Consider the following 22,054-nt stretch of genomic DNA (forward strand, 5'->3'; position numbering starts at 1 on the left):
GCGGCATGCGGAGATGGCGATGCAGAAGATCCTGGTCGCACGTCCGATCTTTCCGGACGTGATCGAACGGCTCGAGCAGTATTTCGAAGTCGACTGGAACAACGGCGACGCGCTCGCCCCCGATGCGCTTGCCGCGCGTCTCGCCGACAAGGACGGCGCGCTCACCGCGGGCGATCCGATCGGTGCGGCCGCGCTGGCGGCGGCGCCGCGCCTGCGCGTCGTGTCGAACATGGCGGTCGGCTACAACAACTTCGACATGGCCGTGTTCAACGCGGCGAACGTGCTCGGCACCAACACGCCCGACGTGCTGAACGAGTCGACCGCGGATTTCGGCTGGGCGCTGATGATGGCGGCCGCGCGACGGATCGCCGAATCCGAGCACTGGCTGCGCGCCGGGCACTGGCGGAAGTGGGCGTACGACGGTTTCCTCGGCAGCGACATTTACGGCTCGACGCTGGGCGTCATCGGCATGGGGCGCATCGGCCAGGCACTCGCACGCCGCGCGCGCGGCTTCGGGATGCAGGTGATCTATCACAACCGGTCGCGGGTCGCACCGGAGATCGAGGCCGAGCTGAACGCCGAATACGTGGCGAAGGACGCGCTGCTCGCGCGCGCCGATCACGTCGTGCTGGTGCTGCCGTACACGAAGGAGAACCATCACACGATCGGCGCGGCCGAGCTCGCGAAGATGAAGCCGACCGCGACGCTGACCAACATCGCGCGCGGCGGCATCGTCGACGACGCGGCACTGGCTGCCGCGCTGCGCGACGGGACGATCGCCGCGGCCGGCCTCGACGTGTACGAAGGCGAGCCGAACGTCCATCCGGCGCTGCTCGAGGTGCCGAACGTCGTGCTGACGCCGCACATCGCGAGCGCGACCGAGAAGACGCGCCGCGCGATGGCCAACCTCGCGGCCGACAACCTGATCGCCGCACTGGGCGTCGGGCCGCGCGCGGGGCAGCCGCCGAATCCGATCAACCCTGACGTGATCGGGAAGCCGCGCGCATGACGACGATGTTGTTGCTGGCGGCGGTCGTCGTGCTGGCCGTCGCGCTCGCGGTGGCGATCGTCGCGCTCGTGCGCGGCGGCCGCCACGACGATGCGGCCGTGCTCGGCGACCAGATCGAGGACGCCGCGCACGCGCAGGCGCTCGCGGTCGAACGGCTCGAACGCGAGCTGCGCGGCGAGATCGTCGAGAACGCGCGCGGCTCGCGCACCGAGCTGACCGGCAGTTTCTCGCAGCTTCAGCAGACGCTCGCGACCCAGTTGACGAGCATCGCGACCGTGCAGAACAACCAGATCGACGGTTTCGCGCAACAGCTCGGCAAGCTCGTCGCCGGCAACGCGCAGCAGTTCGACGCGATGCGCGAGAGCGTGCAGCGTCAGGCGCAGCAGGCGCGCGAGGAGCAGACGGTCGCGCTGCGGCTGTTCGGCGACACGCTGAACAGGCAGCTCACGCAACTTACCGAGGCCAACGATCGCCGGATCGGCGAAGTGCGCGCGACGCTCGAGCAGCGGCTGAAGGAAATCGAGACGAACAACGCGGCGAAGCTCGAGGAGATGCGCCGCACCGTCGACGAGAAGCTGCATGCGACGCTCGAACACCGGCTCGGCGAATCGTTCAAGCTCGTGTCGGACCGGCTCGAGCAGGTGCACCGCGGGCTCGGCGAGATGCAGACGCTCGCGGCCGGCGTCGGCGACCTGAAGAAGGTGCTGACCAACGTGAAGACACGCGGCACCTGGGGCGAGGTGCAGCTCGAGGCATTGCTCGAGCAGATGCTCACGCCCGACCAGTACGCGAAGAACGTCGCGACGGTGCCGAGGAGCAGCGAACGCGTCGAGTTCGCGATCCGGCTGCCGGGCCGCGCCGCCGGGACAGGCGACGCGCCGCCGGTGTGGCTGCCGATCGACGCGAAGTTTCCGCGCGAGGACTACGAGCGGCTGATCGATGCGCAGGAACGTGCCGATTCGGTGGCGGTCGAGGAAGCGGCCCGTGCGCTCGAGGCGCGCGTGCGGATGGAGGCGAGGACGATCGCCGAGAAGTACGTCGCACCGCCGCATACGACCGATTTCGCGCTGCTGTTCCTGCCGACCGAAGGGCTCTTTGCGGAGATCCTGCGTCGCCCCGGGCTGACCGATATGCTGCAGCGCGACTATCGCGTGACGGTGGCCGGGCCGACCACGCTGACCGCCTTGCTGAACAGCTTGCAGATGGGCTTTCGCACGCTCGCGATCGAGCAGCGCTCGAGCGAAGTGTGGCAGGTGCTCGGCGCGGTAAAGACCGAGTTCGGCAAGTTCGGCGATGTGCTTGCGCGCACGAAGGCACAGCTCGAAACGGTCACGCGCTCGATCGAGGCGGCCGAGCAGCGCACGCGCGTGATGAACCGCAAGCTGAAGCAGGTCGAGGCGTTACCGGGCGATACGGCGGCCGGGCTGCTGGGTGCGGAAGTTGCGGACGGCGCAGACGGCGCCGATGCGGACGAGGCATGACGCATGACGTGTGCGGCCGCAACCGGCTGAAACGGAAAACGGGCGCCGCGGCGCCCGTTTTTTTGCAGCGGCGGCCGGCATGGCCGGCCCGCGTTCAGCGTGCGGCGAGCGCGTCGAGTGCGTCGCCGGTTACACGCACGATGCGCCACTCCGGCAGCACGGTCGCGCCCATCTTCTCGTAGAAATCGATCGCCGGCTGGTTCCAGTCGAGCACCGACCATTCGAAGCGCGCGCAGCGGCGTTCGACGGCGAGTGCCGCGAGGTGCTGCAGCATCGCGGTGCCGAGACCCGTGCCGCGCTGCGACGGCTGCACGTACAGATCCTCGAGATACAGCCCGCGACGGCCGAGGAACGTCGAATAGTTGTGGAAGAACAGCGCATACGCGACGATCGCGCCGTCGCGCTCGGCTACCAGCGCTTCGGCGGCGGGGCGCGCACCGAACAGTGCGTCGGCCAGATCGGCGTCGCTCGCGACGAACAGGTGCGTGAGTTTCTCGAACTCGGCCAGCTCGCGCATCAGCGCCAGGATCGCGCCGACGTCGCGCGCTTCGGCCGCGCGGATCAGCGGCGTGCCGCTCACGCTTCCTCCGGCGGATCGGACAGCACGATCTCGATGCCGCCGAAGCGCGAGGCGACCCAGTTGTAGGCGTGGCAGGCGATCCACAGCAGCACGAAACCGAGGATCGCGTTCAGCAGCAGCGCGCTCAGGATCGTGCTGAGTTCCACCATCCCGTAGCGGATGTACGCGACCAGGATGCCGAGCAGCACGATCGGCACGCTGAATGTCAGATAGACGAGGATCAGCGCCTTTGCGGTCTGCCCCGCGGCGATCGACGAGATTTGTTTCTTCATGTGCGGATTGCCCCCGTAGAGATATATCGATTGGAATTCAGATCAGGCCGTCGAGCGGCAGGATGTCGACCGGGGCGCCCGCGTCGACTGTCGCGCAATCGTGGCCCAGGACGATGAAACAGTTGGCGGCCGCGAGACCGCTCAACGATGCGGAGCTCTGCGAACCGGCCGGCGCGACGTGCCACTGGCCGTCGGCGGCACGCGTCGCGATGGCGCGCAGATATTCGGTGCGGCCCGGACGCTTTTTCAATGCCAGCGTGCAGAGCGCCGTATACGTGGCCGGCGGCGGCGTGTGCGCGCCGGCCAGCGTCAGCAGCGCGGGGCGCACGATCGCGTAGAACGTCACGGCGGATGCGACCGGGTTGCCGGGCAGCCCGAAGAACAGCACGGGGCCGTCGTCGCCGACCGCACCCGAAAGCGTGCCGCACGCGAGCGGCCGGCCGGGCCGCAGCGCGAGGCTGGCGAAGGTCACGTCGCCGAGCCGCGCCATCACGTCGCGCGTGAAATCGGCTTCGCCGGCCGATACGCCACCCGACGTGATCACCGCGTCGGCCCGTGCGTCGGCGGTATCGCGCAGCGCGCGTTCGAGCGCGGCCGGATCGTCGCGGACGATCCCGAGATCGAGCGCGTCGATGTGCAGCCTTTCGAGCATCGCGACCAGCATCGCGCGGTTGCTGTCGTACAGCGAGCCGCGGCCGAGCGGCTCGCCCGGTTCGCGCAGTTCGTCGCCGGTCGAGAACACGGCGACGCGCACGCGGCGGCGCACCGTCACTTCGCGCAACCCGAACGATGCGAGCAGGCCGAGATCGGACGGGCGCAGGATGCGGCCGGCGGCGAGCGCGCAGGCGCCGCGCGCAAGATCCTCGCCGGCCCGGCGGCAGTTTGCGCCGCGTGCGGCGTCGTGTGCGGCGAAGCGGATCACATCGCCGTCGACGCGCACGCGTTCCTGCGGAATGACCGTGTCGCATCCGGCCGGCATCGGCGCGCCGGTCATGATGCGAACGCATGTGCCGGCCGCCACGGATCCGTCGAACGGATGGCCGGCGAACGCCGAGCCGGCGACCGTCAGCGCGATTTCGGCGGCCGCTGCCGGCGCGCCCGCGCGGCCGTCGAACGCATAGCCGTCCATCGCCGAGTTGTCGTACGCGGGGATGTCGAACGGCGCGTTCACGTCGGCCGCGAGCACGCGGTCGAGTGCGTCATGCAGCGACACCGTGTCGCACGCGTCGACCGGCACCGCGAACCGGCACGCGAGCGCCTGCGCGTCGGCGAGCGACAGCGGGGCAGCGGAATCGGGTGCGGTTCGGGAGGCGGGCGAGGATTGCGTGATCATCAGTCGGACTGCGCCGCAAGGCGTATCGGGTTCGTGGCCGGTGGCGCGCGGACGGCGCCTGAGCGCGAAGGCGCATGCGGCGGGCGGGAACGGATGCCGGTGCCGTCAGCGGCGGGCAAGCGCGGCGAGTTCATGCCAGGAATTGGCATTGTAAAACGCACGCTCGTCGCGAAACTCGACTTCGACCGTCTTGTGGCGTGCGTACCACGCACGGACCTTGCGCTCGCCGGCCGCGAGCGCGGCGGCGAGATCGTCGGCAAGCGACGTGCGCAGCAGCGCGAAGGTCGGCTGCGGCGAACGCGCGTGCTGCGCGTCGACGGTCACGGCCATCGCGATGTCGGCCTGCTGCGCGTCGAGCGCCGCGTGCAGCCGCGCGATCAGGTCGGCCGGCAAATAGGGCGTATCGCACGGCGCGCACGCGACGAGCGGGGCGCGCGCCGCCCGCATGCCGGCGAGCAGGCCCGCTAGCGGGCCGGGGAAATCGGCTGTTTCGTCCGCGACGATGCGCGCGTCGAAAGGCGCACCGAGCTCGGCGTAGCGATCGGCGTTGCGATTCGCGCTGATCAGCGTCTCGCCGACCTGCGGCGAGAGCCGGCGCAGCACGTGCAGCGCGAGCGGCGTGCCGTCGAGCAGCTGCAGGCCCTTGTCCGCGCCGTCCATGCGCGTGGCACGGCCGCCGGCGAGCAGCAGGCCGGTGATGGAGGGCGACGGGGAAGCGGACATCGCGGGAAGTCGGCTGGGGCGGCGCGCGTCAGCCGCCGATGTACGACATTTCGACGCGCTTGCCGGCGCCGTCGGGCGCGGCGTTGGCGGCCGCGCTGCCGCGCAGCTGCGAATAGCGGTCGGTGCGGGCCTGCCAGATCCGGGCGATCGCGGTCGCGATCTCGGCGTCGCTGGCGCCGCCGCGCACCAGTGCGCGCAGGTCATGGCCCGTCGATGCGAACAGGCACAAGTACAGCTTGCCTTCGGTCGACAACCGCGCGCGCGTGCAGTCGCCGCAGAATGCCTGCGTGACGCTCGAGATCACGCCGATCTCGCCGCCGCCGTCCGCATAGCCCCAGCGCTGCGCGGTTTCCGCCGCCGTATGCGCGTCGAGCGGCACGAGCGGGAACCGCTCGGCGATCCGCGCGACGACGTCCGCGGACGGCAGCACCTCGGTCATGTTCCAGCCGTTCGACGTGCCGACGTCCATGTATTCGATGAAGCGCAGGATCACGCCGGTGCCGCGGAAGCGCTCGGCCATCGGCAGGATCTCGCTGTCGTTCGTGCCGCGCTTCACGACCATGTTGACCTTGACGGGCGCGAGGCCCACGGCCTGCGCGGCGAAGATGCCGTCGAGCACGTCGGCGCTCGCGAAATCGGCGTCGTTCATGCGCTTGAACAGCGTGTCGTCGAGCGCGTCGAGACTGACCGTCACGCGCGTGAGGCCGGCGTCCTTCAGCGCGCGCGCCTTGCGCGCGAGCAGCGAGCCGTTGGTGGTCAGCGTCAGGTCGAGCGGGCGGCCGTCGTGAGTCGTCAGGCGCGCCAGACGCTCGATCAGGAATTCGAGGTTCTTGCGCAGCAGCGGCTCGCCGCCCGTGATCCGGATCTTTTCGACGCCGTGGGCGACGAACAGCCGCGCCACCCGCTCGATCTCTTCGTGCGTGAGCAGCGCGCTGTGGGGCAGGAACGGGTAGTCCTTGTCGAACACGTCTCGCGGCATGCAGTACACGCAGCGGAAGTTGCAGCGGTCCGTCACCGAGATGCGCAAGTCGCGCAGCGGCCTGGCGAACCTGTCGGCCAGCGCGCCGTCGGGGGTATGCGCGACGCCGGAGATATCCGGCATCCCGCTGACGTCGGCGAGGGGAATGATGCGTCGGGACATGTTGAAAGAAGTGCGAGTCAGGCCTCTATTTTAGCCGCAAGCGGCCGGCCGGGCCCGGGGGCGGAAACCCGCAGCGCGGAAATGAAAAAGCCCGCCGGAGGCGGGCTTTTCCTGGTCGGGCGATGCGCCGCTTAGCGGTGCGTTTCGACCTGCTGCATCGGAGTCGGGTCGACCGGCGGCTGCGCCTTGCGCTCGCGCGGCACGCGGGGCGGACGCGGCAGGCGCGACGCGGCTTCCTGGGCAGCGCGGAACTTGTCGGCGTCCGTGTTCACCCACACGAGACCGGCTTGCTCCAGCACGGCATCGAGGCTCGCCGAAGCGGGCGCGGCGGCCGGCTGGGCGGGCACCGGAGCCGGCGTGGCAACGGTTTCGGCCGGTGCGGCTTCGACGCGAGCCGGTTCGACGTGAGCCGGAGCGACCGGTGCCGGAGCAACGGGTGCCGGAGCGACTTCAGCTGCGACGACCGGTGCCGGTGCGGCTTGCTCGACGGGCGCGGACTGCGGCGCTTCGACGGCAGTCGGTGCGGCCGGCACTTCGAACGCATCGGTCGGCGAAACCGCGACCGGAGCCGGGCCGGCTTCCGATTCAGCGGCCGGCGTGACCGGTGCCGGTTCTACCGGTGCGACCGGGGCGGGCTCGAGCGGTGCGACCCGCGTCGCTTCGACACGAACCGGTGCCGTTTGCGACTCGGCCGCGGCCGGTGCGACCGCTTCGGCACGTTCCTCGACTTCGGCTTCCGCAACCGCGGCGCCTGCTGCCGAAACGGCTGCCATGGACGCCACGGCGACCGGTGCGGCCGTACGGGCCGGCTCGACCGCGTTCGGCGCTTCCGTCGTCACGGCGTGCACGGGGGCTTCGCCATCTGCACCTTGCTCGGCGTGCTCGACCACCGAGCCTTCGTCCTCGCGCTCGCGACGACCACCGCGGCGGCCGCGGCGGCGACGGCGACGTTCCTCGCCGTCACGTGCGCCGGCTTCCGCGTCGGCACCGACATCGGCGCCCGGCAGCGCTGCGACGGCCTGGTCGGCTTCCGCTTCCGGATGGTTCTCGCCACGATTGACGGTCTCGAGCGTCGCAGCGTGCTGCACCGGCTTGCGGCGCTCACCACGCTCGCGACGTTCGCCGCGTTCCTGGCGCTCGCCGCGGCCGCCGGCCTCGACGGCTTCCGGCTGCTCGACGCGCTCGCGCGGTTCGCGGCTCTCGCGCGGCTCGCGGTTCTCACGGCTTTCACGCGGCTCGCGCGGCTCGCGGCCTTCGCGCGGGCCACGGCCCTCACGACCTTCGCGACCCTCACGGCTTTCGCGCGGCTCGCGGCTTTCACGCGGTTCACGACCCTCGCGCGGTTCACGCGGCTCGCGAATTTCCTTGCCTTCGCGTTCCGGGCGTTGCGACTGGCCACGGCCCGTCGCTGCCTGGTCGCGGCCTCCCTGAGCCTGCTGGGCGCCGCCGCGGCGGTTGCGGTTGCGATCGCCGCCGCGCTGCTCGGTCTTCTCGGTGCGCTCGCGGGCCGGACGGGCAACCTGTTCCTTCGCCGGTGCCGGTGCAACCGGCGCGGGCGCCGGAGCGGGCGACATGCCGAACAGACCCTTCAGCCAGCCGATGAAGCCGCCGTTGCTTGCCACGGCGACCGGGGCGGGCGCCGCCGCAACCGGCTCGGCCGTGCGCTGCGGTGCCGCGCTCGGCGCCGGGCGCTCGGGCGTGATGCCCTTGACCGCCGCTTCCTGCTTCGGCTTCACGTCGGCCGTGCGCTTGCTGTAGCCGGTTTCCGACTCCAGTTCGCGGGCGGCTTCCTCGGCCATCTTCCAGGACGCGCGCGGATCGTCGAGGCGCGCGTCGTCATGACGCAGGCGCTCGAGCTTGTAGTGCGGCGTATCGAGGTGCTTGTTCGGGATCAGCACGATGCCGACCTTGAAGCGCGACTCGATCTTGTTGATTTCCTGACGCTTTTCGTTGAGCAGGAAGGCGGTCACCTCGACCGGCACCTGGCAGTGGATCGCCGCGGTGTTTTCCTTCATCGCTTCTTCCTGAATGATCCGCAGGACCTGCAGCGCGGACGATTCGGTATCGCGGATGTGGCCGGTGCCGTTACAGCGCGGGCACGTCACGTGGCTGCCTTCCGACAGCGCCGGACGCAGGCGCTGGCGCGACAGTTCCATCAGGCCGAAGCGGGAGATCTTGCCCATCTGCACGCGCGCACGGTCGTGCTTGAGCGCGTCCTTCAGGCGCTGCTCGACTTCGCGCTGGCTCTTGGCCGACTCCATGTCGATGAAGTCGATCACGATCAGGCCGCCGAGGTCGCGCAGGCGCAGCTGGCGGGCCACTTCGTCCGCCGCCTCGAGGTTCGTGCGGGTCGCCGTTTCCTCGATGTCCGCGCCCTTGGTCGCGCGCGCCGAGTTCACGTCGATCGCGACGAGTGCTTCGGTGTGGTCGATCACGATCGCGCCGCCGGACGGCAGCGGCACCGTGCGCGAGTACGCGGTCTCGATCTGGTGCTCGATCTGGAAGCGGGAGAAGAGCGGCACGTCGTCGTGGTAGCGCTTCACCTTCGACACGTTGTCCGGCATCACGATGTCCATGAACGCACGGGCCTGGTCGTGGATCTCGGTCGTGTCGATCAGGATTTCGCCGATATCGGGCTGGAAATAGTCCCGGATCGCGCGGATCACGAGGCTCGATTCCAGATAGATCAGCATCGGCTGGCCGGCATTGCCGCTTTGCGACGCCGCTTCGATCGCGCGCCACAGCTGCAGCAGGTAGTTCAGGTCCCACTGCAGTTCCTCGGCGCTGCGGCCGATGCCCGCGGTGCGGGCGATCATGCTCATGCCGTCCGGAATCTGCAGCTGCGCCATCGTTTCGCGCAGTTCCTGGCGCTCGTCGCCTTCGATCCGGCGCGACACGCCGCCGCCGCGCGGATTGTTCGGCATCAGCACGAGGTAGCGGCCGGCGAGCGAGATGAAGGTCGTGAGGGCGGCGCCCTTGTTGCCGCGCTCTTCCTTCTCGACCTGAACGATCAGTTCCTGGCCTTCGCGCAGCGCATCCTGGATGCGCGCGGAGCGCATGTCGATGCCGTCCTTGAAGTACTGGCGGGCGACTTCCTTGAACGGCAGGAAGCCGTGGCGGTCTTCGCCGTAGTTGACGAAGCACGCTTCGAGCGACGGCTCGATACGGGTGATGACACCTTTGTAGATATTGCCTTTGCGCTGTTCGCGCCCGGCTGTCTCGATGTCGATGTCGATGAGCTTTTGCCCATCGACGATGGCGACGCGCAGCTCCTCCTGCTGCGTCGCATTGAACAGCATGCGTTTCATGAACGACTCCAGGCGGCTCCGCTGCCGGCGCCTCGCGGTTGTCAGTCGCGAAGGCGGGAACGACGGCAGGCCGCACCTTGTTGTGTTGTCACAAGCACGCTGGAGCGGGAAGGATGGCGGGGAGAATTGCCTGAAGAGGCGCTTGGGCCCGAAAGACGGGGCCGGCGGCCGTTGGGCACCTGCGAATACGGTTTCAAAGCACGGCGTTCACACACCGCACGCTGCACAAGCGCGCTAAGCCTGAGTCCGGGCATCACCACGGGCGCGCGCAATGCGTCGCGCGCGCCGACGGGCGGCAGATGCTGCGGCTTGGGCCGCAGCGGGGAGTATCGAATCCAACCCGACTTTCCCGCTTGGGGTGTACTTCCCTGGTTTGACGTCGCCAAGCCCCGCACCTTCGCGGGGCCAAATCAGGCGCAACGCCGTAATTTTCGCAACCGGCAGCCTGCGGACGCACTTCGCGCCGTCGGGCTGCCGATCAAATTCTTTTCAACCAACTTTCCGTTACCGCGGCGCCTTGCCGACCGAATCCGCCTGTGGGCGCGATCCTTGCCGACGGGCGGCGCCGTGCGTGCAACTTGCTGCATCTCTTTGATTAGGGGCGAGCAGCGGACCCCCGGCGCAAGTAAAATAGCGGTTTGCGCTTGCGCCTTGCCCGATTCAGCCGGGGCCGGCCTGTCAGGCCACCCTCAACGTCAGGCTGGGCAAAATTATATTCAGTATGAATGAGTTAGGCAAAATATCCCAGAATTCAGTCGCAAGCGGCCAGGTATCGATGATCGAGATCGACGAAAACTCGGCCGGTCAGCGGATCGACAACTTCCTGTTGCGCGTCTGTAAAGGCGTGCCCAAAAGCCATATTTACCGGATCCTGCGCAGCGGCGAAGTGCGCGTGAATAAGGGTCGGGTCGATGCCCAGTATCGTCTCGCGTTCGGCGACATCGTCCGCGTGCCGCCCGTGCGAGTGGCGGCGGCCGATCTCGCGCGCGCCGACACGCCGATCGTGCCGCCCGCGCAGTTCGAGGTACTGTACGAAGACGATGCGATGCTCGTCATCAACAAGCCGGCCGGCGTCGCGGTGCACGGCGGCAGCGGCGTCGCGTTCGGCGTGATCGAGCAGATGCGCCAGGCGCGCCCGCGCGCGAAATTCCTCGAACTCGTGCACCGGCTCGACCGCGAGACGTCCGGGATCCTGATGCTCGCGAAGAAGCGCACGGCGCTCGTCGGCCTGCACGAGCAGATCCGCGAAAACCAGATGGACAAGCGTTACTTCGCGTGCGGACACGGCGAGTGGCAGTCCGACTGGGGCCGCCGCCGCGCGGTGAAGGCGCCGCTGTTCAAGTATTCGACCGCGGAAGGGGAGCGGCGCGTGCGCGTGCAGGACGACGGCCTGCCGTCGCACACGGTGTTCAATCTGCTCGAGCGCTGGCCGGAGTACGCGCTGGTCGAAGCGGAACTCAAAACGGGCCGGACCCATCAGATCCGTGTGCACCTCGCGCATCTCGGCCTGCCGATCGCCGGCGACGCCAAGTATGGCGATTTCGCACTGAACAAGGCGCTGGCGCGCGCGAACGCGCAGCCGTCGCTGAAACGGATGTTCCTGCATGCGCACCGGCTGAAGCTCGCGCACCCGCTGACCGGCGAGCCGCTGCAGTTCGATGCGCCGCTGCCGGACGAATGCCGGCGCTTCCTCGATCAACTCAGCGCTTTGCGCGATAACGCATGACTCGCATGGCCCGACAGCAATTTGACCTGATCGTCTTCGACTGGGACGGCACGCTGATGGATTCGACTGCGCACATCGCGCATAGCATCCAGGCCGCGTGCCGCGATCTCGGCCTGCCCACGCCGTCGGACGAGGCGTCCCGCTACGTGATCGGCCTGGGCCTGCGCGATGCGCTGCGCATTGCCGCTCCGACCCTCGATCCGTCCGACTATCCACGGCTGGCCGAGCGTTACCGTTATCACTACCTGCTGGACGACCAGCGCATCGAGCTGTTCGCCGGCGTGCGCGAACTGCTCGCGGAATTGCGCGATACGGGTTACCTGCTCGCGGTCGCGACCGGCAAGGGCCGGGTCGGGCTGAATCGCGTGCTCGACCAGTCGAAGCTGACGAGCCTGTTCGATGCGACGCGCTGCGCGGACGAAACGTTCTCGAAGCCGCACCCGGCGATGCTGCATGAACTGTCCCGCGAATTGGGGCAGGATCTGGCGCGCACCGTGATGATCGGCGACACCACGCACGACCTGCAGATGGCGGCGAGCGCGGGGGCAGCCGGCGTCGGCGTCTCGTACGGCGCGCATACGGCCGAGGCGCTGGCTGCGCTGACGCCGCGCTTCGTCGCGCCGGACGTCGTCGCGCTGGCGGCATGGCTGCGGGAGCACGCATGAGCGCGGCGCCGGAAGCCGTGCGCGTGTGCGCGTCGGACGCCTTGACCGACGGCGGCGCCGGCGTGCGCGTCGACGCGACGCTGCGCGGTGAGCAGGCGGTCGTGTTCTTCGTGCGCTACGACGGCCGTGCGTACGGCTACCTGAACCGCTGCGCGCATGTGCCGATGGAGCTCGACTGGGCCGAAGGGCAGTTCTTCGAGTCGTCGGGCCTCTACCTGATGTGCGCGACGCACGGTGCGATCTACGCGCCGGACACCGGCAAGTGCGTCGGCGGCCCGTGCCGCGGCGGCCGCCTGCGGCCGGTGGAGGTCGACGAGCGCGACATGCCCGACGGCCGTGCGGTATTCTGGGTGCCCGATGCCGACCTGCGTCCCGCCGCTTCGACTCCTTCCGCCACGACCGACTGACGACACCACTGCATGGCCGACCAACCGAATATCCCTGATTCCTCGTCCCGTCCCGACAGCCGCGAGCCGAACTGGGAGCGCGCGGCGCTCGAGCGGATCGCGCTCGCGGCCGTCAAGGAACAGCGCGCGGCGCGGCGCTGGAAGATCTTCTTCCGCTTTGCGTTCCTCGGCGTGTTCCTGCTGCTCGCCTTCGCGCTGATCGATTTCTCGAACGACGCGAAGTTCGCGTCGACCGGGCGCCACACGGCGCTCGTGACGATCGACGGCGAGATCGCGGCAGGCACCAACGCGAACGCGGAGGACATCAATACGGCGCTCGATGCCGCGTTCGACGACGACGGCGCGGCCGGCGTCGTGCTGCGGATCAACAGCCCGGGCGGCAGCCCGGTGCAGGCCGGGATGGTCTACGACGAGATTCGCCGGCTGCGCACGAAATATCCCAACAAGCCGCTGTACGTCGTCGTGACCGACATGTGCGCATCGGGCGGTTATTACATTGCGTCCGCCGCCGACAAGATCTTCGTCGACAAGGCGAGCATCGTCGGCTCGATCGGCGTGCTGATGGACGGGTTCGGCTTCACGGGCCTGATGGGCAAGCTCGGCGTCGATCGCCGTCTGCACACGTCGGGCGAAAACAAGGGCTTCTACGATCCGTTCTCGCCCGAGACGCCGAAGATGGACGCCCATGCGCAGGCGCTGCTCGACCAGGTCCATGCGCAGTTCATCAAGGCCGTGAAGGACGGTCGCGGCAAGCGGCTGCACGAAACGCCCGACATGTTCTCGGGTCTGTTCTGGACGGGCGAGAAGAGCGTCGAGCTCGGGCTCGCCGACGGCTACGGCACGACCGATACGGTCGCGCGCGACGTGCTGAAGGCGCCGGATCTCGTCGACTACACGGTGAAGGAAAGCCTGACGAACCGCGTCGCGCGCAAGTTCGGCGCGGCGGTCGGCGGTGCCGCGATGAAGGCGCTCGCCGCCGGCGGCACGTCGTTCAGCCTGCGCTGAGCGACGGCCCGCGCTGCGGCGAACGCAGCCGGCCACCCCATGCCGCAAGGCGGATGCGGGGCCGGCGTGTCAGTTCGCGAGCAGCAGGAAGATGGCGGGGCGCTTGTGCAGATTCGGCGCAGGCGCTTTTTTCCAGTCCGCCACCGAGTGGCTGGCGATCGTCTCGGTTTCGAGGGTCAGGTCGGCCGCGACGCAGATCTGCGTCGACGGCGCGCAGGTCGCGACAAGCGTATCGAGCATCGCTTGGTTCCGGTACGGCGTCTCGATGAATATCTGCGTCTGGCGGCCCTTGCGCGATAGTTGCTCGAGCTCGCGCAGGCGTTTCGCGCGCGCGGCCGCATCGACCGGCAGATAGCCGTTGAACGCGAAACTCTGGCCGTTCAGGCCCGACGCCATCAGCGCGAGCAGGATCGAACTCGGCCCGACGAGCGGCACGACCTTCACGCCGCGTTCATGCGCACGGCGCACCAGCAACGCGCCGGGGTCGGCCACCGCGGGGCAGCCGGCCTCGGACACGAGCCCGGCGTCCGTGCCCGCGAGCACCGGTGCGAGCAGCTTGTCGATCTCGCCGGCCGGCGTGTTGACGTTCAGCTCGCGGATCCCGATTTCCTGGATCGGCCGCGTGGTGCCGATCTTCTTCAGGAACGCGCGGGTCGTTTTCGCGTTTTCGCCGATGTAATAGCCGAGCGTGCCGGCGCGCGCCTGCACGGCCGCGGGCAGCACGGCGGCGAGCATCGATTCGTCGCCTTCGCCGAGGGTGTTCGGGACGAGATAAAGTGTGCCGGCCGTCATGCGCGGTCTCCGTGGGTAGTGAACAGCGGATAGCCCGCGGTGCGCAGCATCCGCGTGAGCGCGATCAGCGGCAGGCCGACGAGCGCCGTCGGGTCGTCGGAGTCGATCGCGTCGAGCAGCGCGATGCCGAGCCCTTCGGACTTCGCGCTGCCGGCCACGTCGTACGGCGTTTCCGCGCGCAGGTATGCATCGAGTTCGGCTTCGGGCAGCGAGCGGAAGCGCACGTGCGTGACGACGTCCTCGCTCTGCGTTTCGCCCGTGCGGCTGTCGTACAGGCTGAGCGCACTGTGGAACTCGACGTCGCGGCCCTGCATCGACAGCAGCTGGGCAAGCGCGCGCTCGTGCGTGCCGGGCTTGCCGATCTGGAGGCCGTCGAACGTCGCGACCTGGTCCGACCCGATCACGAGCACGCCGTCCGGCGCGTCGACGGTCGCGGCGACCGCGCGTGCCTTCGCGCCGGCGAGACGCAGCGCGGTTGCAGCGGGCGTTTCACCCGCGAGCGGGGTTTCGTCGAGATCGGGCGATACGACGTCGAACGGCAGGCCGAGGCGCTCGAGAAGCGTGCGGCGGTAGCGGGAACTGGAGGCGAGAATCAGCCGCGGCGGGCGGCAAACGGTATGCGGCATGGTCGGATTGGGTCGGTGAATCGTCAGGTGTGGCGGGGCGTTGCGAGGGCGCAAGCATAAGTGATTGACCGCAAAAGGTAAAACAGGTATGCTTTCCCGCTTTTCGTCGGCAGGCTTTCGCTGTGGTGGCGCCTGCCGGGTCTTCGGAAGTAAAGTTACGTAATCGTACGTGGCGTAGATCACGTCCGTGGGCGGCGCCGGATAAGCGCGCCGGCAAGCCGGATCCCGCAAGTCAGCCTGTAGGCAGGAGCGCAACATGAACACTTCTTCTGGCAAGCCGGCGGCATCGCTTGATCCGCACGCAGTCGACCTGTTCGAATTCGCCCGCAGCGGGCGGCAGGCAGCGGGTGCGGTGCGTCTGTCGCAGCTGCCGCGCATGTTAAACGAAGTGCCGGCGGACGCGCCAGATCGCGACACGGTCTTCACGTGGCAGGCCGAAGGGTTCACCCAGAAGGAGTTGCAGGACGACGGCGCCGATGGGCAGCAGCCGTATCTGCGACTCGCGGTGCACGGCCATGCGTGGCTCACGTGCCAGCGCTGCATGACTCCGTACGACGAGACGTTCGACGTCGACATGACGTACCGGGTCGTTGCGACCGAAGAAGAAGCTGAAGAATTTCCGCTCGACGACGATGAAGCCGATGTGATCGTGGGCACACGCCAGTTCGATCTCGTCGACTTGATCGAAGAGGAATTGCTGCTTTCGTTGCCGCTCGTGCCCAAGCACGAGGTTTGCCCGGCAGTTCACGAAAGCCTCGTGTCGGGTGTGAGCGGTCCTTCGGAAGAGGCGGACGACGAGTCCGCCGAAGACGAGGACGAAGGCAAACGGCCGAATCCGTTCGCAGCGCTGCAAGCGTTGAAGAAGGACGGGGACGGCAGCAAGAAACACTAAGCAGTTGTGGCGCGGGAAGGCGTAAAGGCTTTGGGCCAGGGTAGTTAAGCGCCGGATCGGGCTGTGTTAGAATCCGGAAAATCAATTAGGAGTTAGTCATGGCAGTCCAGCAAAACAAGAAGTCGCCGTCGAAGCGCGGCATGCATCGTTCGCACGATTTCCTGACGGCAGCGCCGCTGGCAGTCGAGCCGAGCACGGGTGAAGTGCACCTGCGTCACCACGTCAGCCCGAACGGCTACTATCGCGGCAAGAAAGTCGTCAAGACGAAGAACGACTAAGCGTCAAGTCACGCGTTGCGCGCTACGCTCGCCGTTCGCGTGACAACTGGTTCGCTTGACACTTTCCTGGCTCAACAAAAAGGCGGCATTCAACTGCCGCTTTTTTGTGCCTGAAATTCGTCGCATTCCATGACCGTAAAGCTCACAATCGATTGCATGGGAGGCGACCACGGCCCGTCCGTGACCGTTCCCGCGGCAGTCAAGTTCGTCCGCGCGCATCCTGATGCGCACCTGATGCTCGTCGGCATCGAAAGCGCGATCCGCGCTCAGCTGAAAAAGCTGAAAGCCCTCGACGATCCCGCGCTGACCATCGTGCCCGCCACCGAAGTCGTGGCGATGGACGACCCTGTCGAAGTCGCGCTGCGCAAGAAGAAGGATTCTTCGATGCGTGTCGCGCTCAACCAGGTCAAGGAAGGCGCGGCCCAGGCCTGTATCTCCGCCGGCAACACCGGCGCGCTGATGGCCGTGTCCCGTTATGTGCTCAAGACGCTGCCCGGCATCGAGCGGCCCGCGATCGCGTTCGCGTTGCCGAACCCGACCGGCTACACGATGATGCTGGACCTCGGCGCGAACGTCGACTGCGAGCCGCAGCATCTGCTGCAGTTCGCGGAGATGGGGCACGCGCTCGTCGCCGCGCTCGAGGGCAAGGAGCGTCCGACGATCGGCCTGCTGAACATCGGCGAAGAGGTCATCAAGGGCAACGAAACGATCAAGCGCGCGGGTGAACTGCTGCGCGCCAGCACGCTGAATTTCCGCGGCAACGTCGAAGGCAACGACATCTACAAGGGTACGGTCGACGTGATCGTCTGCGACGGCTTCGTCGGCAACGTCGCGCTCAAGACGTCCGAAGGGCTTGCGCAGATGCTGTCCGACATCATCCGCGAGGAGTTCGGCCGTTCGCTGATGTCGAAGCTGATGGCGCTGCTCGCGCTGCCGGTGCTGATGCGCTTCAAGAAGCGCGTCGACCATCGCCAGTACAATGGCGCGGCGCTGCTGGGGCTGAAGGGCCTCGTGATCAAAAGCCATGGTTCGGCCGATGCCTACGCGTTTGAGTGGGCGATCAAACGGGGTTATGATGCCGTCAAAAACGGCGTGCTGGAGCGCCTCGCGCGCGCGATGGCAGACAATTCGGTGTCGCTCGGCGACGGCGGACACGACGCGGGCGGCGCGGGCACGACGAGCCCGGCCCCAGGCCATCACGCTGAACCTTCCGCTGCGCAATCCTCTAAAGCATAAATGGCCCAATCGACTCTCTATTCCCGCGTGCTCGGCACGGGCAGCTACCTGCCGCCCGACCGCGTCACGAACCAGCAGCTCGCCGACCGTCTCGCGAAGGAAGGCATCGAGACGAGCGATGAGTGGATCGTTGCGCGCACGGGCATCCATGCGCGCCATTTCGCCGCACCGGACGTCACGACGAGCGATCTCGCGCTCGAAGCGGCGCGTCGTGCAATCGAGGCGGCCGACATCGATCCGCAATCGATCGATCTGATCATCGTCGCGACTTCGACCCCGGATTTCGTGTTTCCCAGCACGGCGTGCCTGCTGCAGAACAAGCTCGGCATCAGGAACGGTGGCGCGGCATTCGACGTGCAGGCCGTGTGCTCCGGCTTTGCCTATGCGATGGCGACCGCCGACAGCTTCATCCGCAGCGGCCAGCACCGTACGGCGCTCGTGATCGGCGCGGAGACGTTCTCGCGCATTCTCGATTTCAAGGACCGCACCACCTGCGTGCTGTTCGGCGACGGCGCGGGCGCGGTGATCCTGTCCGCATCGGAAGAGCCGGGCGTGCTCGGCAGCGCGCTGCACGCGGACGGCAGCTATTCGCACATCCTCTGCACGCCGGGCAACGTCAATCGCGGCGTGATCGACGGCAGCGCGTTCCTGTACATGGACGGGCAGGCGGTATTCAAGCTCGCGGTCAACGTGCTCGAAAAGGTCGCGATCGAGGCGCTCGCCAAGGCGAATCTCGCACCCGAGCAGGTCGACTGGCTGATTCCTCACCAGGCCAACATCCGCATCATGACCAGCACCTGCCGCAAGCTCGGCCTGCCGCAGGAGCGCATGGTCGTGACGGTCGACCAGCACGGCAACACGTCGGCTGCGTCGATCCCGCTGGCGCTCGACACCGCGGTGCGCGACGGTCGCATTCAGCGCGGCCAGCACGTGCTGATCGAGGGCGTCGGCGGCGGCTTCACCTGGGGCGCGTCGGTCTTCCGCTTCTGATCCGCGGCGCGCGACTGCCGCGCGCGGCTCCCAAACCGGCGCGCCGTTCGCGCGCGCCGTTCGAATCGATTCAATTGGGGACGATATGAAATTTGCATTCGTTTTTCCGGGGCAGGGCTCGCAGTCGGTCGGCATGCTCAACGCATTCGCCGATCTGGCCGTCGTGCGCGAGACGCTCCAGGAAGCATCCGATGCACTCAATCAGGATCTCGGCAAGCTGATCGCCGAAGGTCCGGCCGAAGAGCTGAATCTGACGACCAACACGCAGCCCGTGATGCTGACGGCCGCCTACGCGTGCTATCGCGCGTGGCAGCAGGCCGGCGGCCCGGCACCGTCGATCGTCGCGGGCCATAGCCTCGGCGAATACACGGCGCTCGTCGCGGCGGGCGCAATCGCGTTCAAGGACGCGGTGCCGCTCGTGCGCTTCCGTGCGCAGGCGATGCAGACGGCCGTGCCGGTCGGCCAGGGCGGCATGGCCGCGATCCTGGGTCTCGATGACGATACGGTGCGCGCGGTGTGCGCCGAAGCCGCGGAAGCGGGCGTCGTCGAAGCCGTGAACTTCAACGCGCCGGCGCAGGTCGTGATCGCGGGCGCGAAGGCGGCCGTCGAGAAGGCGTGCGAAATCGCCAAGGCGAAGGGCGCGAAGCGCGCGCTGCCGCTGCCGGTATCGGCGCCGTTCCATTCGTCGCTGCTCAAGCCGGCGTCGGACCAGTTGCGCGAGTATCTCGCGAACGTCGACGTGAAGGCGCCCCAGATTCCGGTCGTCAACAACATCGACGTCGCGGTGGTCAGCGATCCGGCCGCGATCAAGGACGCGCTGGTGCGCCAGGCCGCGGGCCCGGTGCGCTGGGTCGAATGCGTGCAGCACATCGCGGGCACGGGCGTCACGCACGTGATCGAATGCGGTCCGGGCAAGGTGCTGGCGGGCCTGACGAAGCGCATCGACGGCAACCTGGTCGGCGCCTCGGTGTTCGATCCGGCTTCGCTCGACGAAGCACTGAAGCTGGCGACCGCCTGACGCGGCGCCTTTCCTCAAGAGACGGATATTCGATTCATGGAAAAGACTCTCGATAAACAGGTCGCGATCGTGACCGGCGCATCGCGTGGCATCGGCCGTGCGATTGCGCTCGAACTCGCACGCCTGGGCGCGACGGTGATCGGCACCGCGACGAGCGAATCGGGCGCCGCCGCGATTACCGCCGGGTTCGCGGAAGCGGGCGTGACGGGCCGCGGCGCGGTGCTGAACGTCAACGACGCTGCGGCCGCCGAAGCGCTGATCGACGCGACCGTGAAGGAGTTCGGCGCGCTCCACGTGCTCGTGAACAACGCCGGGATCACGCAGGACCAGCTCGCGATGCGCATGAAGGACGAGGACTGGGACGCGGTGATCGACACCAACCTGAAGTCGGTGTTCCGCCTGTCGCGTGCGGTGCTCCGGCCGATGATGAAGGCCCGCGGCGGCCGCATCATCAACATCACGTCGGTGGTCGGTTCGGCCGGCAACCCGGGCCAGGCCAACTACGCGGCCGCGAAGGCCGGCGTCGCGGGCATGACCCGCGCGCTCGCGCGCGAAATCGGCAGCCGTGGCATCACGGTGAACTGTGTCGCGCCGGGCTTCATCGACACCGACATGACGAAGACCCTGCCGGAAGAACAGCAGGCCGTGCTCAAGACCCAGATTCCGCTCGGCCGACTCGGCAGCCCGGAAGACATCGCCCATGCCGTCGCGTTCCTCGCATCGCCGCAGGCCGGTTACATCACCGGCACGACGCTGCACGTGAACGGCGGCATGTACATGTCGTAACGGTTTTCGTTTACCATCCGCGCCGTATCCCGTTTTTCAGGCGGATCGGTGCTGGATCGACCATCAAGCCAACGCGCGTTTTGGCGTCAGCAAACCTGATAAAATGCGCGCACTTGTAAATCTGAACTTTCCCTCGGAGGGGTAATGGATAACATCGAACAACGTGTCAAGAAGATCGTCGCTGAGCAACTGGGCGTCGCGGAAGCCGAGATCAAGAACGAAGCATCGTTCGTGAACGATCTGGGTGCTGACTCGCTCGACACGGTCGAACTGGTGATGGCGCTCGAAGACGAGTTCGGCATGGAAATCCCGGACGAAGAAGCAGAGAAGATCACGACGGTTCAGCAAGCGATCGACTACGCTCGCGCAAACGTCAAGGCATAAGCGCCTTTCGCGTTTGTCCGCAACGTCGCCGCGATCTTCGCGATTGACGCGCCATCCTGCCGGCATTCGCGCCGGACGGACTAACAGCCACAGGGCTCGCAGGGCTGGTTCCTGGGGCCACTGTGGCTTTTGTTTTTGTCATCCAATGGAAAAGAGGTTACCGTGAGCCGCCGTCGTGTTGTCGTTACAGGCCTGGGGCTGATTTCGCCCGTTGGCAATAATGTTGCCGACGGCTGGGCCAATCTCGTCGCCGGCAAGTCCGGCATCGCCACCGTCACGAAGTTCGATCCGTCGAACCTCGCCGTGCATTTCGCGGGCGAGGTGAAGGGTTTCAGCGCCGAGGAGTACATCCCGGCGAAGGAAGCCCGCAACATGGATACGTTCATCCATTACGGCATCGCAGCCGGCGTCCAGGCAATCCGGGACAGCGGCCTCGAGGTGAACGAAGCCAATGCGGAACGCATCGGCGTGCTGGTCGGCTCCGGCATCGGCGGCCTGCCGATGATCGAAGACACGCACCAGACCTACGTCGATCGCGGCGCACGCCGGATTTCGCCGTTCTTCGTGCCGGGTTCGATCATCAACATGATCTCGGGTCACCTGAGCATCATGTTCGGCCTGAAGGGCCCGAACCTCGCGGCCGTGACGGCCTGCACGACCGGTCTGCACAGCATCGGCCTGGCGGCACGCCTGATCCAGGCCGGCGACGCCGACGTGATGGTCGCGGGCGGCGCCGAATCGACGGTGTCGCCGCTGGGCATCGGCGGCTTCGCGGCCGCGCGGGCGCTGTCGACCCGCAACGACGATCCGGCCACCGCGTCCCGTCCGTGGGACAAGGACCGCGACGGCTTCGTGCTGGGCGAGGGTTCGGGCGTGATGGTGCTCGAAGAGTACGAGGCGGCGAAGGCGCGCGGCGCGAAGATCTATGCGGAAGTCTCGGGCTTCGGCATGACGGGCGACGCATACCACATGACCGCGCCGAACATGGACGGCCCGCGCCGCTGCATGGTCGCGGCCCTGCGCGACGCCGGCGTGAACCCGGACGAGGTCCAGTACCTGAACGCGCACGGCACGTCGACGCCGCTCGGTGACAAGAACGAGTCCGACGCGGTGAAGGCGGCATTCGGCGAGCACGCGCACAAGCTCGTCGTGAACTCGACGAAGTCGATGACGGGCCACCTGCTGGGTGGCGCGGGTGGTCTGGAGTCGGTGTTCACGGTGCTGGCGCTGCACAACAACGTGTCGCCGCCGACCATCAACATCTTCAACCAGGACCCCGAGTGCGATCTCGATTACTGCGCGAACACCGCGCGGGACATGAAGATCGACGTGGCCGTGAAGAACAACTTCGGCTTCGGTGGTACCAACGGCACGCTGGTGTTCAAGCGCGTCTGACGTCGAA

The 22,054-nt window shown here is 67.6% G+C and carries 22 protein-coding genes; 14 read left to right on the forward strand and 8 right to left on the reverse strand.

Features of this window, described 5'->3' with window-relative positions; translation table 11 throughout:
• Nucleotides 1–19 precede the first annotated feature (19 nt).
• Together FFI87_RS05265 and FFI87_RS05270 are read left to right on the forward strand one after the other, a co-directional pair.
• Nucleotides 20–1,009, forward strand: coding sequence for a 2-hydroxyacid dehydrogenase (locus tag FFI87_RS05265; RefSeq protein WP_138848069.1), 990 nt, complete (start codon nt 20–22; stop codon nt 1,007–1,009).
• A complete protein-coding gene (locus FFI87_RS05270; RefSeq protein ID WP_138848068.1) occupies nt 1,006–2,490 on the forward strand; it encodes a DNA recombination protein RmuC in 1,485 nt (494 codons plus the stop codon). The genes FFI87_RS05265 and FFI87_RS05270 overlap by 4 nt, the downstream gene beginning before the upstream one ends.
• A gap of 94 nt (nt 2,491–2,584) precedes the next feature.
• On the opposite strand, the gene FFI87_RS05275 is transcribed toward FFI87_RS05270, so the two are convergent.
• The 6 genes from FFI87_RS05275 to FFI87_RS05300 form a co-directional block, all read right to left on the reverse strand.
• Nucleotides 2,585–3,070 (reverse strand): GNAT family N-acetyltransferase, encoded by a 486-nt coding sequence (locus FFI87_RS05275; protein WP_138848067.1) that lies wholly within the window; start codon nt 3,068–3,070, stop codon nt 2,585–2,587.
• Entirely contained in the window at nt 3,067–3,342 is a 276-nt protein-coding gene (locus tag FFI87_RS05280; protein WP_006476519.1) for a hypothetical protein, read from the reverse strand. Before FFI87_RS05280 ends, FFI87_RS05275 begins: the two co-directional genes overlap by 4 nt.
• Before the next feature lie 37 nt (nt 3,343–3,379).
• Nucleotides 3,380–4,675, reverse strand: coding sequence for a gephyrin-like molybdotransferase Glp (gene glp, locus FFI87_RS05285; protein ID WP_138848066.1), 1,296 nt, complete (start codon nt 4,673–4,675; stop codon nt 3,380–3,382).
• Between the two features lie 105 nt (nt 4,676–4,780).
• The gene (gene mobA / locus FFI87_RS05290) at nt 4,781–5,398 is read right to left on the reverse strand and encodes a molybdenum cofactor guanylyltransferase MobA (RefSeq protein ID WP_138848065.1); all 618 of its coding nucleotides are present in this window, start codon (nt 5,396–5,398) and stop codon (nt 4,781–4,783) included.
• Nucleotides 5,399–5,426: 28 nt separating this feature from the next.
• Nucleotides 5,427–6,539 carry a GTP 3',8-cyclase MoaA gene (gene moaA / locus FFI87_RS05295; protein ID WP_138848064.1) on the reverse strand — a complete coding sequence of 371 codons (1,113 nt, stop codon included), beginning with the start codon at nt 6,537–6,539 and terminating at the stop codon, nt 5,427–5,429.
• A gap of 131 nt (nt 6,540–6,670) precedes the next feature.
• Nucleotides 6,671–9,847 carry an Rne/Rng family ribonuclease gene (locus FFI87_RS05300; protein ID WP_138848063.1) on the reverse strand — a complete coding sequence of 1,059 codons (3,177 nt, stop codon included), beginning with the start codon at nt 9,845–9,847 and terminating at the stop codon, nt 6,671–6,673.
• 721 nt (nt 9,848–10,568) lie between these two features.
• Here FFI87_RS05300 and FFI87_RS05310 point away from each other — a divergent pair.
• From FFI87_RS05310 to FFI87_RS05325, 4 genes are read left to right on the forward strand one after another with little or no spacing between them, the layout of a single operon-like run.
• Nucleotides 10,569–11,573 (forward strand): RluA family pseudouridine synthase, encoded by a 1,005-nt coding sequence (locus FFI87_RS05310; RefSeq protein ID WP_138848062.1) that lies wholly within the window; start codon nt 10,569–10,571, stop codon nt 11,571–11,573.
• A gap of 5 nt (nt 11,574–11,578) precedes the next feature.
• A complete protein-coding gene (locus tag FFI87_RS05315; RefSeq protein ID WP_138848501.1) occupies nt 11,579–12,238 on the forward strand; it encodes an HAD-IA family hydrolase in 660 nt (219 codons plus the stop codon).
• On the forward strand, nt 12,235–12,645 hold the full coding sequence (locus FFI87_RS05320) for a Rieske (2Fe-2S) protein (RefSeq protein ID WP_012363398.1): 411 nt from the start codon (nt 12,235–12,237) through the stop codon (nt 12,643–12,645). The genes FFI87_RS05315 and FFI87_RS05320 overlap by 4 nt, the downstream gene beginning before the upstream one ends.
• Nucleotides 12,646–12,657: 12 nt before the next feature.
• Entirely contained in the window at nt 12,658–13,650 is a 993-nt protein-coding gene (locus FFI87_RS05325) for a S49 family peptidase (protein ID WP_138848061.1), read from the forward strand.
• A 69-nt stretch (nt 13,651–13,719) separates the two neighbouring features.
• On the opposite strand, the gene FFI87_RS05330 is transcribed toward FFI87_RS05325, so the two are convergent.
• Both FFI87_RS05330 and FFI87_RS05335 read right to left on the reverse strand, forming a co-directional pair.
• Entirely contained in the window at nt 13,720–14,442 is a 723-nt protein-coding gene (locus FFI87_RS05330; RefSeq protein ID WP_138848060.1) for an SAM-dependent methyltransferase, read from the reverse strand.
• Nucleotides 14,439–15,068 (reverse strand): Maf-like protein, encoded by a 630-nt coding sequence (locus FFI87_RS05335; protein ID WP_138848059.1) that lies wholly within the window; start codon nt 15,066–15,068, stop codon nt 14,439–14,441. The genes FFI87_RS05330 and FFI87_RS05335 overlap by 4 nt, the downstream gene beginning before the upstream one ends.
• A 256-nt stretch (nt 15,069–15,324) precedes the next feature.
• Between FFI87_RS05335 and FFI87_RS05340 the strand changes: the two genes are divergently transcribed.
• The 8 genes from FFI87_RS05340 (at nt 15,325) to fabF (ending at nt 22,047) form a co-directional block, all read left to right on the forward strand.
• Nucleotides 15,325–15,960, forward strand: coding sequence for a YceD family protein (locus FFI87_RS05340; RefSeq protein WP_138848058.1), 636 nt, complete (start codon nt 15,325–15,327; stop codon nt 15,958–15,960).
• A 98-nt stretch (nt 15,961–16,058) separates the two neighbouring features.
• Entirely contained in the window at nt 16,059–16,238 is a 180-nt protein-coding gene (gene rpmF, locus FFI87_RS05345; RefSeq protein WP_006051932.1) for a 50S ribosomal protein L32, read from the forward strand.
• Nucleotides 16,239–16,367: 129 nt separating this feature from the next.
• Nucleotides 16,368–17,474, forward strand: a complete 1,107-nt coding sequence (plsX, locus tag FFI87_RS05350; protein ID WP_138848057.1) for a phosphate acyltransferase PlsX — start codon at nt 16,368–16,370, stop codon at nt 17,472–17,474.
• Nucleotides 17,475–18,464 (forward strand): beta-ketoacyl-ACP synthase III, encoded by a 990-nt coding sequence (locus FFI87_RS05355; RefSeq protein WP_138848056.1) that lies wholly within the window; start codon nt 17,475–17,477, stop codon nt 18,462–18,464.
• Nucleotides 18,465–18,549: 85 nt separating this feature from the next.
• Nucleotides 18,550–19,482, forward strand: a complete 933-nt coding sequence (gene fabD / locus FFI87_RS05360) for an ACP S-malonyltransferase (RefSeq protein WP_138848055.1) — start codon at nt 18,550–18,552, stop codon at nt 19,480–19,482.
• A gap of 36 nt (nt 19,483–19,518) precedes the next feature.
• Nucleotides 19,519–20,268, forward strand: a complete 750-nt coding sequence (fabG, locus tag FFI87_RS05365) for a 3-oxoacyl-ACP reductase FabG (protein ID WP_138848054.1) — start codon at nt 19,519–19,521, stop codon at nt 20,266–20,268.
• Between the two features lie 144 nt (nt 20,269–20,412).
• A complete protein-coding gene (acpP, locus tag FFI87_RS05370) occupies nt 20,413–20,652 on the forward strand; it encodes an acyl carrier protein (RefSeq protein WP_004197638.1) in 240 nt (79 codons plus the stop codon).
• Between the two features lie 162 nt (nt 20,653–20,814).
• Nucleotides 20,815–22,047: a beta-ketoacyl-ACP synthase II gene (fabF, locus tag FFI87_RS05375; protein ID WP_012363403.1), complete on the forward strand. Its 1,233-nt coding sequence runs from the start codon at nt 20,815–20,817 to the stop codon at nt 22,045–22,047.
• Nucleotides 22,048–22,054: the final 7 nt, after the last annotated feature.

The sequence above is a fragment of the Burkholderia sp. KBS0801 genome (assembly GCF_005937855.2).
Classification (GTDB): Bacteria; Pseudomonadota; Gammaproteobacteria; order Burkholderiales; family Burkholderiaceae; genus Burkholderia; species Burkholderia ambifaria.